This window comes from Pandoraea sp. NPDC087047, assembly GCF_044745225.1.
In the GTDB taxonomy this organism is placed as follows: Bacteria; Pseudomonadota; Gammaproteobacteria; order Burkholderiales; family Burkholderiaceae; genus Pandoraea.
In genome coordinates this window covers 502,979-517,558 of the sequence record NZ_JBIUZU010000003.1, presented here as the reverse complement: position 1 = coordinate 517,558, position 14,580 = coordinate 502,979, and the positions used below count along the sequence as shown (strand labels likewise).

Here is a 14,580-nt window from a genome sequence, read left to right as displayed (position 1 = left end):
TCCGGGGGCTCCGGGGGCTCCGGGGGCTCCGGGGGCTCCGGGGGCTCCGGGGGCTCCGGGGGCTCCGGGGGCTCCGGGGGCTCCGGGGGCTCCGGGGGCTCCGGGGCTCCGGGGCTCCGGGGCTCCGAGACATCCGAGACATCCGGGGACATCCGGGGATGTCTGGGGCGCGTTGGGGTGGCCTTGGGCCGAATCGAGGGCCGGACGTCGTGCCCGGCCGGGCCGCTCAGCCCTTGACCTGATCGCGCACGGCCTGCCAGAAGGCTTCGACGACGTCGCGCTTGGTACGCTCGCGCCGGTTGCTGGCATCCGTATGGGCGAGACGGTCGCGATACAGACGAATCTCCATATCCAGATGCCAGGGCGCAGCCCCCTTGGCCGACGCCGCGAGATCGACCAGTTCGTCGCGCGCCACCGAATCGACCACGGCGCTCTCCGGCAAGAACGCCACGCCGTGCCCGGCGAGCACCATCGCCTTGAGCGCCTCCGCCATGTCCGTCTCATAGACCTTGTCGAGATACGGGGGGCTGGACGCATCGCCCGCGAGCAGATCGGCCATCCGTCCCAGATAAGCGTTCGACGTGTACGCCAGATAAGGCACCGGCGCCTCGGGCGTTCCCGGCAGACGGAAACGGGCCCGTTTTTGCGCCGTTGGCGCGCTGTAAGGGCTGAAGCGCTCGCTGCCGAGTACGATCATCTCGTAGCGCGCCGCGTCGAGTTGCAGCGGCTGACTGGGATGGTAGTAGCACATCAGCAGATCGCAGCCGCCGTCGGTGAGCGACATGGCGGCATCGTGCACGTTGAGCGCGCGCAGACGACTGCGCAACAGCCCCAGACGCTTCTCCAGCGTCTTGAGCCAGCGCGGGAAGAACGTCATCGAGAGCGTGTGCGGGACAGCGAAGTCGAGCACCGAATGGTCCGCCGAGCGCTGCTCGCGCAGCAACGCGCGCGCTTCCTGGGCCTGGGCAAGCAGCGTCAGGGCCTGCTCGTAGAACACCTCACCGGCGGGGGTCAGACGTGTGGGGTAGCTGGAACGATCGATGAGCTCGCTGCCGAGCCATGCTTCGAGCGACTGGATACGTCGCGAGAACGCCGGTTGCGTCACGTGACGCAACTCGGCCGAACGGCTGAAACTGTTCGTCTTGGCGAGCGACACAAAGTCCTCGAGCCATTTGATTTCCATGCGGCACCCCGCGTCGGCAATGTCAGCGCGCTAGTCTACTCAATCGCCCGACAGGATGACAGGCCTACGCCCATCATCCGCCGACCACCCGCGCACCATCGGCGCCAATGCCGCTCAGGACACCACCGTCGCGAAATGCGATGCCTCGGCATCCCCTTCCCCACCGCGACGCTGCTGCTGCAACGCCCACATCTGTGCGTAGAGCCCCTCGGCGTGCAGCAACTGGGCGTGCGTGCCGCGCTCCACGATGCGTCCCTTATCGAGCACGATGATCTGCGCGGCATGCACCACCGTCGAGAGGCGGTGCGCGATGACGAGCGTGGTGCGTTCGCGCGCGATATTGCGCAACTCCGTCTGGATCGCCTGCTCCGAGCGCGAATCGAGGGCCGATGTCGCTTCGTCGAAGATCAGAATGTGTGGATTCTTGAGGATGGTTCGCGCAATCGCCACGCGCTGCTTCTCGCCGCCGGAGAGCTTGAGCCCGCGCTCACCGACCATCGACTCGTAACCGGCCGGCAGGCTCTCGATGAAGTCGTGAATATGCGCGGCGCGCGCGGCGGCAATGACCTGCTCGCGCGACGCCGACGGATTGCCGTACGCAATGTTGTAGTAAATCGTATCGTTGAACAGCACCGTGTCCTGCGGAACGATGCCGATGGCCGCACGCAGCGAGTCCTGCGTGACGTTGCGAATGTCCTGCCCGTCGATGGTGATCTGCCCTGCTGCAAGGCCCGGGAAACCGACATCGTAGAAGCGGAACAGCAAACGCGAGAGCGTCGATTTGCCCGAACCGCTATGGCCGACGACCGCCGTGGTCGTGCCCGCGGCGATAGTGAAATCGACGTCATGCAGAATCTGGCGCGACGCTTCATAACCGAAATTCACATGCTCGAAGCGCACGCTCCCGCCGGTGCACACGAGCGGCTGCGCACCGGGCGGATCGGCGACTTCGCGATTGACGTCGAGCAGCGTGAACATGCGATCCATGTCGGTCATCGCCTGCTTGAGCTCGCGATAGATCACGCCGAGGAAGTTCAGCGGAATGTAGAGCTGCAACATGAACGTGTTGACGAGCACCAGATCGCCCAGCGTCATGCGCCCGCTCATCACGCCCTGCGTGGCGTGCCACAGGATCAGGATGAGGCCGCTGGCGATGATCACCTGCTGACCGAAATTCAGCACCGAGAGCGAGTTCTGCGAGCGGATCGCGGCGGCGCGGTAGCGCTTGAGATTCTCGTCGTAACGCTGTGTCTCGAACGCCTCGTTGCCGAAGTACTTCACCGTCTCGTAATTGATGAGCGAATCGATGGCACGCGCGTTCGCCTTCGAGTCGAGTTCATTCATCGTGCGGCGAAAGTGCGTGCGCCACTCCGTGACCTTGACCGTGAAGACAATGTAGAACGCGAGCGCCACGAGCGTGACGACGGCGTAGAAAGCCTCATAGCGCACCACGAAAAAGCCGAGCACGAGCGAGACTTCGATGAGCGTGGGCAGAATGCTGTAGAGCGAGTACGAGATCATCGACTGGATGCCGCGCGTGCCGCGCTCGATATCGCGGCTCATCCCGCCCGTCTGACGCTCCAGGTGAAAACGCAGCGATAGCGCGTGCAAATGACGGAAGACCTTGAGCGCGATTTGCCGCACGGCGCTTTCCGTCACCTTCGAGAACAGAATTTCGCGCAGCTCGGTGAACAGCGACGTGGACAGCCGCACGAACCCGTAGGCGATCACCAGCATACCGAGGCCGCCAACGACGATCAGGCTGGGATCGCGCGTGGCGCGCGCCGTGGCCGAGAGCGTCGCCACGGGGCCGAGCGCGTCGACGATGTGCTTCATGATGATGGGCACGCCGAGGTTGGCGACCTTGGCCAGGATCAGGCACGACAGGGCGAGTGTCACGCGTGCGCGAAACTCCATCAGATACGGAATCAGCGACTTGATGACCTGCCAGTCGCCGCGCGGCACCTTACGGGTATTGGGGTTGGGCGAACTGGCGCTCGCCGGCGCGGGCTCGGCCGGAGTGAAACGTCTCATGATGAGGTGGTGCGGCGTCCGGCTCGGGTGAGGGCTTTCCGCTAGAATCGTTGATGGCGTATTTTCGCAGAACCCGGCGTCTCATGCTGAACCGACGCCGGACAGCTTTCCCGCTCTAGCAAGGAACCTCATGAGTACCCCGACCCCCGCCCTCACGGCCCTGCCCGAAGAAAAAGAACTGGCGTTGCGCGTGCTGCCCATGCCCGCCGACGCCAACGCCCACGGCGACGTCTTCGGCGGCTGGATCATGTCGCAGGTCGACATCGCCGGCTCGATCCCCGCCGCACAACGCGCCAACGGGCGTGTGGCGACCATTGCCGTGAACTCGTTCCTGTTCAAGGAGCCCGTGTTCGTCGGCGATCTGCTCAGTTTTTACGCAACGATCGTGAAAACGGGGAACACCTCGGTCACGGTCTACGTCGAGGCGTACGCACAGCGCATGCGCCTGTCGCACGAGATCGTCAAAGTCACCGAGGCGATGGTGACGTACGTCGCGACCGACGAAGACCGTCGCCCGCGCCCGCTGCCCAAGCTCGACGACGCGAGTTGAGCAGCCGTTCGAGTCTGAGCGTCTGAGCTTACGAGAACTGACTGAAGTCCGGCTTGCGCTTCTCGAAAAACGCGTTGAAGGCCTCGCGGGCTTCCGGCGACAGGAGACGCCTGGCGAACTCTACGCCTTCCTCGCCAATACGTGCCTGCACGTCGCGCGCACCGTCGGCCTTCATCAACTGTTTGGTCACGCGCAGCGACCCGGCGGGCATGGCGGCCAATTGTGCGGCGCGCTTGGCAGCGTATTCCAGCAGTTCGGCGGCCGGCAGAATGCGGTTGACGAAACCCATCGCCACCGCCTCGTTGGCGTCGAACGGCTCGCCGAAAAGCAGTTTCTCGGCCGCGCGATGATAGCCCGCCACGCGCGGCAGCAGCCAGCTCGACGCCGCCTCCGGGCACAGCGCCAGTTGCGAGAACGGCAGCGAGAAACGCGCCGAGTCGGCTGCGTATACGACATCGCAGTGCAACAGCAGCGTCGTGCCCACGCCCACGGCATTGCCCGCCACGGCGGCCACAATCGGCTTGCTCGCCTGACTGATCGTGCGCAGGAACTGGAACACCGGCGCACGCTCGTCCTTCGGCGGGTTCTTCAGGAAGTCTTCGAGGTCGTTGCCCGCCGAGAAGGCCTCGGGCTGCCCCTGAATCAGGATCACGCGCAGCGACGGATCGGCTTCGGCCTCGGCAATGCCGTCGGCGAGCGCCTGATACATGGCGGCGGTAATCGCGTTTTTCTTGTGCGCGCGGTTGAACGTCAGCACCTGCACGGCGCCCTGACGCTGCACCAATACGTCTTCCATCGTGTATGTCTCCTCGGAACCAGATGACAGCGCCGGGGCCAGTCACGCATTCGCGAAACCGCACCCCGGCGCCCTGAGCCGTCATTTATTCAGTGGCTACCTGAGCCTCCAAACCCCGTCTGTCGAATACGGACGAACGGGGCCGGAGAGAGACGGCGTCCACTTACCTGCCTCACATGCGCTCGATAATCCCCGCAGCGCCCATGCCGGTCCCGACGCACATCGTCACCATGCCGTACTTCAGGTTGTGACGGCGCAGCGCGTGCACCACGGTCGCGGCACGAATCGCACCGGTGGCCCCGAGCGGGTGACCCAGCGCAATCGCACCGCCCATCGGGTTGACCTTGCTGGTGTCGAGCGACAGATCCTTGATGACGGCGAGCGCCTGCGCGGCGAACGCTTCGTTCAGTTCGATCCAGTCCATGTCCTGCTGACGCAGGCCCGCGGCACGCAGCGCCGCCGGAATCGCTTCCTTCGGACCGATGCCCATGATTTCGGGCGGCACGCCGCGCACGGCGAACGACACGAAACGCGCAAGCGGCGTGAGGTTGAACTGTTTGAGTATCTTTTCGCTCACGACGAGCAGCGCGCCAGCCCCGTCCGACGTTTGCGAGCTGTTACCGGCCGTGACCGAGCCCTTGTTCGCGAACACCGGACGCAGCTTGCCCAGACCTTCGATCGACGTGTCGGGCCGCGGGCCTTCGTCGAGCGAGAGCGTGCGTGTCTTGATCGACACGTCGCCCGTCGCCAGATTCGGGAAACGCTCGACGATCTCGATCGGGGTGATCTCGTCGGTGAACTCGCCCGCCTGCTGAGCCTTGATCGCCTTCTCGTGCGAAGCGAGTGCGAAGGCGTCCTGCGCGTCTCGGGTCACGCCCCACTGCTGCGCGACCTTCTCGGCCGTCAGCCCCATGCCGTAGGCAATGCCCACGTTCTCGTCGCGCTCGAAGATCGACGGCGAGAGCGACGGCGTGTTGCCCATCATCGGCACCATGCTCATGCTCTCGATGCCGCCCGCGATCATCGCGTCGGCTTCGCCCACCCGAATGCGGTCGGCCGCCATCGCGAGCGCCGTGAGGCCCGAGGCGCAGAACCGGTTGACGGTCACGCCGCCTACCGTGTTCGGCAGGCCCGAGAGCAGCGCACCGATACGCGCCACGTTCAGGCCCTGCTGGGCTTCGGGAATCGCGCAGCCGATGATCGCGTCTTCGATGACCGACGGATCGATACCCGGCGCCTGAGCGAGCATGCTCTTGAGGATGGTCGCGAGCAGGTCGTCCGGACGCGTGTTCTTGTAGCTGCCCTTGGGAGCCTTGCCGATCGGCGCACGCGTGGCGGCAACGATGTAGGCGTCTTGCAGTTGTTTGCTCATGTCAGTCTCCGATCGGCTTAGTTGCGCACCGGCTTGCCGGTTTGCAGCATGCCCATGATGCGTTCCTGGGTCTTCGACGTGCCCAGCAGTTCGATGAAGGCACGACGCTCCAGCGCCAGCAGCCATTCTTCGTTCACGAGGCTGCCTGCTTCCACGTCGCCGCCGCACACGGCTTCGGCAATGCGCGAGGCGATCAGGAAATCGTGTGCCGAGATGAAATTGCCGTCGCGCATGTTCACGAGCGACGCCTTGATCGTCGACACCCCCGAGCGACCCGCCACCGGAATACCGGCCGGCTTGAGCGGCGCACGATAACCGGCGATCGCCAGCGCCCGTGCTTCGTTTCGCGCAACCGAGAGCAACTCGTGCACGTTGTAGACGATGGTGTCCGTCGGCTTCAGATAGCCCATGTCGCGGGCGTCGAGCGCCGAAGCGGAGACCTTCGCCATCGCGGCGTTGGTAAACGACTTCGTCACGAACTGGAGATACTGAACGCTGCCCGCGGCCGTAGCCGCTTCGGCCGCACGAATCGCCGCTTCCTTGAGCCCGCCGCCGCCCGGCACGAGGCCGACGCCGACTTCCACGAGCCCGATGTAGCTCTCGAGCGCCGCCACGCGCTTGGCGCTATGCAGCAGCAGTTCGCAGCCGCCGCCCAGCGCAATGCCGGACACCGCCGAGACGACCGGCACCTGCGCGTACTTCACGCGCATCATGCCGTCCTGGAATTTCTTGATGAACGGCTCGATCCCCTTCGCGCCGCCCATCATGAAGGCGGGCATGGCGGCTTCCAGATCGGCGCCTGCGGAGAACGGACCGCCCGGCGCGCCGAGCTTGAGCGACGTCGGCTGCCATACGACCACGCCGCGATACTGCTGCTCGGCCAGATCGATGGCGCGGGTCAGACCGTCGATGACGTCCGGCCCAATGGTGTTCATCTTCGTCTTGAACGAGACGACGAGCACGTCGTCCTGTCCCGGGGTCTCGTCGACCCACAGGCGCACGGCGTCGTTCTCTTCGATGGTCTTGCCGAACTTGCGCGGGTCCGCGCCGGACTCGCCGACGAGCGACGCCGGGAACACCTGACGCTGGTACACCGGCAGCGTGCTGCGCGCGACGAAAGCGTCCTTGGCCGGCGCGTACGAGCCTTCAGCCGTGTGCACGCCGCCAGCTTGCGCGACCTTGCCGCTCGTGACCCACTTGGGCAGCGGGGCGTTCGACAGCGCCTTGCCAGCGTCGATATCTTCCTGCACCCATTGCGCAATGTCCTTCCAGCCGGCGGCCTGCCAGTCTTCGAACGGCCCCGTGGTCCAGCCGAAGCCCCAGCGAATCGCGAAGTCGACTTCACGCGCGTTGTCGGCGATCTGCTCGAGATACACGCCGATGTAATGGAACACGTCGCGGAACACGGCCCACAGGAACTGCGCCTGCGGGTTGGTCGATTCGCGCAACAGACGCAGGCGCTCGGCCGGTGCCTTCTTCAGAATCCGCACGACCATCTCGTCGGCCTTCTTGCCCGACTCCACGTACTCGCCCGATTGCGGGTCGAGCACCTTGATGACCTTGCCTTCCTTCTTGTAGAAACCTGCGCCCGTCTTCTGGCCCAGTGCGCCCTTCTCCACCAGCGCCTTGAGTACCGGCGGCGTGGCGTAGGTCGGTGCGAACGGGTCATCCTTGAGGCCATCCTGCATCGTCTTGATGACGTGCGCCATCGTGTCCAGACCGACCACGTCGGCGGTGCGGAACGTGGCCGACTTGGCGCGGCCCAGCTTGCTGCCGGTCAGGTCGTCGACGACATCGAACGCAATGCCGTATTTCTGCGCTTCGGCGAATACCGCCAGAATCGAGAACACCCCCACGCGATTGGCGATGAAGTTCGGCGTGTCCTTCGCGCGCACCACGCCCTTGCCGAGCGTGGACGTGAGGAACGTTTCGAGTTGATCGAGGATGGCCGGCGCGGTGGTTGCGGTCGGAATCAGCTCGACCAGATGCATGTAGCGCGGCGGGTTGAAGAAGTGCACGCCGCAAAAGCGAGACTTCAGGTCGGCGTCGAAGCCTTCCGAGAGTTCGGTGATCGACAGACCCGACGTGTTCGACGCGAAGATCGCATGCTTGGCCAGATGCGGTGAGACCTTCTTGTAAAGGTCGTGCTTCCAGTCCATGCGCTCGGCGATCGCTTCGATCACCACGTCGCAGCCGGCGAGCTTTTCGAGGTCGTCCTCGTAGTTCGCGGCTTCGATGTATTGCGCGTCGGCCTTGTCGGCGAACGGCGCGGGGCTCAGCTTCTTCAGGCTCTCGACGGCGCGCGTGACAATACCGTTCTTCGGGCCTTCCTTGGCCGGCAGATCGAACAGCACAACGGGCACTTTCGCGTTGACGAGGTGCGCAGCGATCTGCGCGCCCATCACGCCGGCGCCGAGCACGGCGACCTTGCGTACAACCAGGGGTTTGTTGGTTTGGCTCACGGTGATCTCCTCCGCTCTCAGAACAGGTCGACGTCGACTTCCATTTGCGTCTTCGCGCCGGCACAGGCCACGCGAATGTGATACGCGGTCTCCGGCAGCAGCTTGGCGAAGTAGAAACGCGCGGTGGCGAGCTTCGACGCGTAGAACTTGTCGCCGCTGTCTTGCTTGTCGAGCGCGATGCGCGCCATGCGTGCCCAGAAGTAGGCGAACACGAGATGACCGACCACGCGCTGATACGGCACGGCCGCCGCACCGACTTCGTCCGGATTGGCCATCGCCTTCATGCCGATTTCCATCGTCAGCTTCTGGACCTTGTCGCCGATATCCGCGAGCGGGTTGACGAACTCCTGCATCTCTTCCTTCGTGCCTTCGGCCTCGACGAATTCCTCCACGATCTTGCCGAACTTCTTGAGCTTCGCGCCCATGTCGCCGAGCACCTTGCGCCCGAGCAGGTCGAGTGCCTGAATCGAGTTGGTGCCTTCGTAGATCATGTTGATGCGCGCATCGCGCACGTACTGCTCCATGCCCCACTCGGCGATATAGCCGTGGCCGCCGTAGATTTGCAGCGCGTGGTTCGTGCACTCGAAGGCGTTGTCCGTGAGGAACGCCTTGATGATCGGCGTGAGCAGCGCGACCAGATCGGCGGCTTCGCGACGCTCGGCTTCGTCGCCGTGCGAGAGTTCCTTGTCGATGTGCAGCGCGGTCCAGTACGAGAAAGCGCGACCGCCTTCCACATAGGCCTTTTGCGTGAGCAACATGCGACGCACGTCCGGATGCACGATGATCGGATCGGCCGGCTTGTCCGGTGCCTTCGGGCCGGTGAGCGAGCGCATCTGAATGCGTTCCTTTGCGTACACCAGCGAGTTCTGATAGGCGACTTCCGTCAGGCCCATGCCCTGCATGCCCACGCCCTGACGCGCGGCGTTCATCATCACGAACATGGCGTTCAGGCCCTTGTTCGCTTCGCCGACGAGCCAGCCCTTCGCGCCGTCGAGATTCATCACGCAGGTGGCGTTGCCGTGAATGCCCATCTTGTGTTCGATGGAGCCGCACTTGATACCGTTGCGCTCGCCCGGTGCGCCGTTCGTATCGGGAATGAACTTCGGCACCACGAACAGCGAGATGCCCTTCGTTCCCGGCGGCGCATCCGGCAGACGCGCCAGCACGAGGTGAATGATGTTGGCGGCCATGTCGTGCTCGCCCGCCGAGATGAAGATCTTGGTGCCGGAGATGGCGTACGAACCGTCGCCGTTGGGCTCGGCCTTCGTGCGCAGCATGCCCAGGTCGGTGCCGCAGTGCGGCTCGGTCAGGCACATCGTGCCCGTCCACTCGCCCGAGACGATCTTCGGCAGATAGGTGGCTTGTTGTTCGGGGGTGCCGTGGGCGTGCAGGCACTCATAGGCGCCGTGCGACAGGCCGGGGTACATCGTCCACGCCTGGTTGGCCGAGTTGAGCATTTCGTACAGGGCGTTGTTCACGACCTGCGGCAGCCCCTGGCCGCCGAATTCCGGGTCGCACGCCAGTGCGGGCCAGCCGGCTTCGACATATTGCTGATAGGCCTGCTTGAAGCCCGTCGGCGTGGTGACGACACCGTCGCCCTCATACTTGCAGCCTTCGCGATCGCCCACCTGATTCAGCGGGAAGACGACCTCGCTACAGAACTTGCCGGCTTCTTCGAGCACCTGATTGATGGTGTCGGCATCGATGTCCGCGTGCTTCGGCAATGCCTTCAATTCGTTTTCCACGCCCAACAGTTCGTGCAGAACGAATTGCATGTCGCGCAGCGGCGCGTTGTACTGTCCCATGACCTACTCCTCCGAACAAATCGAATCGAATCGCGGACGGCTCGCGCCTCACCCGCGCTGATAAGACGAAAACAGTTTTTCCAGTGCCACCCGGGTCATCTCGACAGCGCCGGGCTCCCGAAGGAAACGCGCGTCGTGATGCAGGCCGAGTGTCAGGCTGTACATTTCAAAGAGCATCAGGCGCGGATCGGTGTCTGCACGCAGATGTCCCTCCTCCTTCGCTTGCGTAATCGCGCGCAGCAGGGCCGATCGCCACAACCGCACACTCTTTACCAAGGCTTCGCGCACCGGGCTGGCTGCGCGATCGTCGTACTCGACGGCACCGCTGATATAGATGCACCCCGTCGTGACTTCGCGAATACGCTTGTCCATCCAGCGATCCACCAGCGCTCTGAGTCGCGGCAAGCCGCGCGGCGCTTCCATGCTGGGAGCGAACACTTCTTCTTCGAAACGCCGGTGGTATTCCATCAGCACTTCGATCTGCAAGTCCTCGCGTGACCCGAAGTGCGCGAAGACACCGCTTTTGCTCATCTGCATGCGATCGGCCAGCAAGCCGATCGTCAGCCCTTCAAGCCCGTCGCGCCCCGCCAGTTCCAGCGCGGCATTCAGGATCGCGGCACGTGTCTGTTCACCCTTTCGCATATGTATTGCATCGCTTTGGTTATCCGTTCTTCGATGCTAACCAAAAAATCGAACGGCCGTCCTATTATTGGGGGACGCCCATGGGGTAACAAGGGATTTATTAGATCGGAATACCTAATCGGTATCGGCTGCCGCTGGGGTGTCGAAGGGGGTGGATTCAGGGGAATGTCACACCGGAAGAAAAAAGGTCTCCGACCAATGGCCGAAGACCCTGGAACCGCTGAAGACTTGCGCAGGAACGATGTCCCCAAAGTCGCAGCGGCACACACCGCGCGGACGTGGGAGGTTAGCGCCCGAGGGTGTTCACATGAGAGAGCACGCCACCTAGCGCATTGCCGACCGGGGCAAGCACGCCTGCATGGCTTGTCACGGTGCTCACGACCTGACTGACAGGCATCGCGGCTTTTGCCACGCCGACGTTGCTGACAAGGGACGTAATCGGCGCAATCGGCGAAGGGCTGCCGAGTGATCCCGTCACATTGCTCACGACCCCCGTTACAGGTCCAAGCGGAGTACTGCCGCCAACACCACCCAGCGCGCCGGTTACCCCGCCGACAACGCCGCCCAGCGCGCCCGTCACACCACCGAGAACGCCATTCAATGCGCCGCTCACGCCGCCGACGACACTGCCCAACGCACTGGTCACGCCGCCAACAAGTCCCGTGACTGGTGCGATCGGATTGCTACTGCCAACGCCGCCTAGTGCCCCTGTCAAACTACTGACGACTCCCGTCACCGGCGCAATCGGATTACTTCCGCCAACGCCGCCTAGTGCCCCTGTCAAACCACTGACAACTCCCGTCACCGGCGCAATCGGATTGCTTCCGCCAACGCCGCCCAGCGCCCCTGTCAAACTACTGACGATTCCCGTCACCGGCGCAATCGGATTGCTTCCGCCAACGCCGCCCAGCGTCCCTGTCAAACCACTGACGACTCCCGTCACTGGCGCAATCGGATTGCTTCCGCCAACGCCGCCCAGCGCCCCTGTCAAACTACTGACGATTCCCGTCACCGGCGCAACCGGATTACTTCCGCCAACGCCGCCCAGCGTCCCGGCCACACCACCGACGACTCCCGTCACGGGCGTAAGAATCGAGCCCACGTCAATCGGAAGCGGCGCAAGCGCGACAACGGGAATACTGCCGATGGATTGCGCAAAAACACCGGATGCCGAAACCATGCACGCACAGACCGAAGCCGTCTTGACTGCGTTGAAGATGAACCGTTGATTCGAGGCCATGATACCCCCCAGCTCAGAGTGGAAGATCGGCGTCGAAACCAAGGTGACGCCGAAGGCGCCGGTTGATCGGAAAGGTCAGTGCGCCCGCATTGCACGGCGCAATTCTTGTGCCACGCTTCGAATCGTCCCGACTCGTCTATTGACTCAAAGAACGTCAACGCAGCAGATGCACACGGGGCGTCGGAGGATCGCACTTCATGCGTCCGATTGAGACGCCATCGAGCGTTTCCCCTTGTTACGGTAAACCCCGAGTGTTACGTTACGCGACTCATCATCACCTCCGTCGTCCGGTTGCCCGGTCGTCCGGAAAGCCGGTGTCAGTCGTACTTGCCGCGCGTGAGGACGTTCATCGCGAGACGATAGAGACGGTAAGCCGCCCACTGACGGAAACGCCGCCAGCGCGAGCGTCCACCATACCGTTCGGGGTCGATGAGGCGCGCCTCGGCAAACGCCTTGCGAATATGGTCGCGCAACTCAATCACCACCGGGTCGTCGAGCACGACCACATTGGCCTCGTGGTTCAGGAAGAGGGACAAGGCATCGAGATTCGACGAGCCGACCGTCGCCCAGACATCGTCGACCACGGCCACCTTGCCGTGCAATTGACGCATGTCGTACTCGCCGATGCGCACGCCGGCGTCGAGCAGCTTGGCGTACAGCCAGGGCACCGCCGCGTCGAGCAGACGAAATTCCTTGCGACCGATCAGCAGATGCACCGACACGCCGCGTCTGGCCGCCTGCGACAGTGCGCGTCGCAGCCGCCGGCCGGGCACGAAGTAGGGATTCGCGAGCCATACTTCGTGGCGGGCGCGACCGAGCGCCATCAGATACGCCTTTTCGACCGCGCGGCGATTGTGCAGATTGTCACGCGCCACGAACGCGGCCTGACCGGCGTAAGGCGCATGCAAACGCCCCCGTTGTCCGCGACGCCGATGACGAAACGGCGTGCCCAGATACCCCGGCGCGAGCCGCAGCCACTGAATGTGAAACGCCATCGCAATCTCGGCGACGATGGGCCCGCGGCATTGCACCGCAAAGTCCCAGCGCGGGTCGCTCATGCGCGTGCCGCCCCCGCCGTTGAAGTCGTCGATGATGTTGATGCCGCCGACGAACGCTACCTCGTGATCGATGATGGCGAGCTTGCGGTGCGTGCGCGAGAAGCCGAACTTGCCGAACAGGTGCGGATTGTAGATGCGATGCATCACCCCGCTCTCTCGCCAGTCGGCAAAAAACGGCAGGCGACGACTCGTGCCGACACCATCGGTGATGACGCGCACCGACACCCCGCGTTGCGCTGCCCGTTGCAACGCGGCGCACACGTTCTCTCCGGCCTCGTCGGCCTCGAAGATATAGGTCTCGAGCGCCACTTCGCGCGTAGCGTCATCGATGGCTGCGATGAGCGCAGTGAAGTAGTTCTGCCCCTGATAGAGCAGCGTCAGATCGTTATCGTGGGAGAACGGCAGATACTTGCTCATCGGCGCGATGCGGCGGCTAGCGCACGCGTCGCGGCAACTGCCGGATGGCGTCGCCGTTCGACGGGGAGAAGCAGCGCTCGGCAGCCGCTTCCCACGGCAGCCAGGTGTAGGCAACGTGCTCGCGTGGGGCCAGCGTCACCGGCGTGTTCTCCGGCACGCACAGGCCGAACCAATGCTCGGTGTTGCGCGTGACCCCGGGCGCATAGCGATGCGCCCATCGCGGATAGATGCTGTACTGAATCTCGTGCTGCCAGTCGGTCAGCGCCGCTTCGGGCACCGCCGTCCCGTTCGCCACGCGAATGCCGGTCTCCTCAAAAACCTCGCGCGTGGCGGTCTCGACCAGTGGCTCGTCGAGCCGATCCTTGCTACCGGTCACGGACTGCCAGAAATTCTCGGCGTCGGCGCGTTCGATGAGCAGGACGTCGAGCGCCGGCGTATAAATCACGACGAGCACGGATTCGGGGATCTTGAAGGGCTTCATGCAGGCGGCGGTGGCTTGAAATCGACGCATAAACGACGCATAAACAACGGAAAACCGGCGATGCAAGGACCGGCTCGAGCGCCTCATTGTAATGGGCAATCGCGTCGTCTCGTTGCTGCAATGCCGCGTATGCGTCGGAACATCCGTCCGAAATCAGTTCGAAGTGTCGCGCTGCACAGCGCGCCAATAGATGCGCGGCAGATCGTCGGGACGCGCGCCGCTCACGTCGATCCATGCGAACGTCGAGTGTTCGTCGCTGACCGCCAACGGTACGGTGTCACCGGCTTCGCGGCGGCATTCGAAGAAGACGAGCATGACGTGGCGCGCCGGGATGACTTCGAACGCCGCGCTCCCCGCGTAGCCCACGCTGCCGACTCGCCAGCCACACTCTTCGAGCACCTCGCGCCGCACCGCGTCTTCGAGCGACTCGCCCGGCTCGGGCTGGCCGCCCGGCAGTTCCCACTCGTCGCGAGGGTTACGGGCGAACAGCACGGTGTCACCTCGTCGCAAGATCGCTTTGGCGCTAACTATCATCGTCAC

Annotated in this window: 12 protein-coding genes; 1 reads left to right on the top strand and 11 read right to left on the bottom strand. The window is 64.0% G+C overall.

The annotated features are described in order from the left end of the window. Nucleotides 1-226: 226 nt before the first annotated feature. Both ACIPHM_RS07825 and ACIPHM_RS07820 read right to left on the bottom strand, forming a co-directional pair. A complete protein-coding gene (locus tag ACIPHM_RS07825) occupies nt 227-1,183 on the bottom strand; it encodes a LysR family transcriptional regulator (protein ID WP_400326410.1) in 957 nt (318 codons plus the stop codon). Between the two features lie 114 nt (nt 1,184-1,297). Beyond that, the gene (locus ACIPHM_RS07820; RefSeq protein ID WP_400326407.1) at nt 1,298-3,217 is read right to left on the bottom strand and encodes an ABCB family ABC transporter ATP-binding protein/permease; all 1,920 of its coding nucleotides are present in this window, start codon (nt 3,215-3,217) and stop codon (nt 1,298-1,300) included. A 130-nt stretch (nt 3,218-3,347) separates the two neighbouring features. On the opposite strand from ACIPHM_RS07820, the gene ACIPHM_RS07815 reads away from it, so the two are divergent. Continuing rightward, entirely contained in the window at nt 3,348-3,767 is a 420-nt protein-coding gene (locus ACIPHM_RS07815; protein ID WP_400326404.1) for an acyl-CoA thioesterase, read from the top strand. A gap of 28 nt (nt 3,768-3,795) precedes the next feature. On the opposite strand, the gene ACIPHM_RS07810 is transcribed toward ACIPHM_RS07815, so the two are convergent. The 9 genes from ACIPHM_RS07810 to ACIPHM_RS07770 all read right to left on the bottom strand — a co-directional run bounded on the left by ACIPHM_RS07810 (nt 3,796) and on the right by ACIPHM_RS07770 (nt 14,574). Then, nucleotides 3,796-4,563, bottom strand: a complete 768-nt coding sequence (locus ACIPHM_RS07810) for an enoyl-CoA hydratase (RefSeq protein ID WP_400326401.1) — start codon at nt 4,561-4,563, stop codon at nt 3,796-3,798. Between the two features lie 172 nt (nt 4,564-4,735). Next, nucleotides 4,736-5,935, bottom strand: a complete 1,200-nt coding sequence (locus tag ACIPHM_RS07805; protein WP_400326398.1) for an acetyl-CoA C-acyltransferase — start codon at nt 5,933-5,935, stop codon at nt 4,736-4,738. Nucleotides 5,936-5,952: 17 nt separating this feature from the next. Beyond that, entirely contained in the window at nt 5,953-8,397 is a 2,445-nt protein-coding gene (locus ACIPHM_RS07800; protein ID WP_400326395.1) for a 3-hydroxyacyl-CoA dehydrogenase/enoyl-CoA hydratase family protein, read from the bottom strand. Between the two features lie 17 nt (nt 8,398-8,414). Further along, nucleotides 8,415-10,202, bottom strand: coding sequence for an acyl-CoA dehydrogenase C-terminal domain-containing protein (locus tag ACIPHM_RS07795; protein ID WP_400326393.1), 1,788 nt, complete (start codon nt 10,200-10,202; stop codon nt 8,415-8,417). Nucleotides 10,203-10,250: 48 nt separating this feature from the next. Continuing rightward, on the bottom strand, nt 10,251-10,844 hold the full coding sequence (locus ACIPHM_RS07790; RefSeq protein ID WP_400326390.1) for a TetR/AcrR family transcriptional regulator: 594 nt from the start codon (nt 10,842-10,844) through the stop codon (nt 10,251-10,253). 286 nt (nt 10,845-11,130) lie between these two features. Then, nucleotides 11,131-12,084, bottom strand: a complete 954-nt coding sequence (locus ACIPHM_RS07785; RefSeq protein ID WP_400326387.1) for a hypothetical protein — start codon at nt 12,082-12,084, stop codon at nt 11,131-11,133. 317 nt (nt 12,085-12,401) lie between these two features. Continuing rightward, nucleotides 12,402-13,559, bottom strand: coding sequence for a cardiolipin synthase ClsB (clsB, locus tag ACIPHM_RS07780; protein WP_400326385.1), 1,158 nt, complete (start codon nt 13,557-13,559; stop codon nt 12,402-12,404). Nucleotides 13,560-13,575: 16 nt separating this feature from the next. Beyond that, nucleotides 13,576-14,070 carry a dihydroneopterin triphosphate diphosphatase gene (gene nudB / locus ACIPHM_RS07775; protein ID WP_400326382.1) on the bottom strand — a complete coding sequence of 165 codons (495 nt, stop codon included), beginning with the start codon at nt 14,068-14,070 and terminating at the stop codon, nt 13,576-13,578. Between the two features lie 123 nt (nt 14,071-14,193). After that, nucleotides 14,194-14,574, bottom strand: coding sequence for an NUDIX domain-containing protein (locus ACIPHM_RS07770; RefSeq protein ID WP_400326380.1), 381 nt, complete (start codon nt 14,572-14,574; stop codon nt 14,194-14,196). Nucleotides 14,575-14,580: the final 6 nt, after the last annotated feature.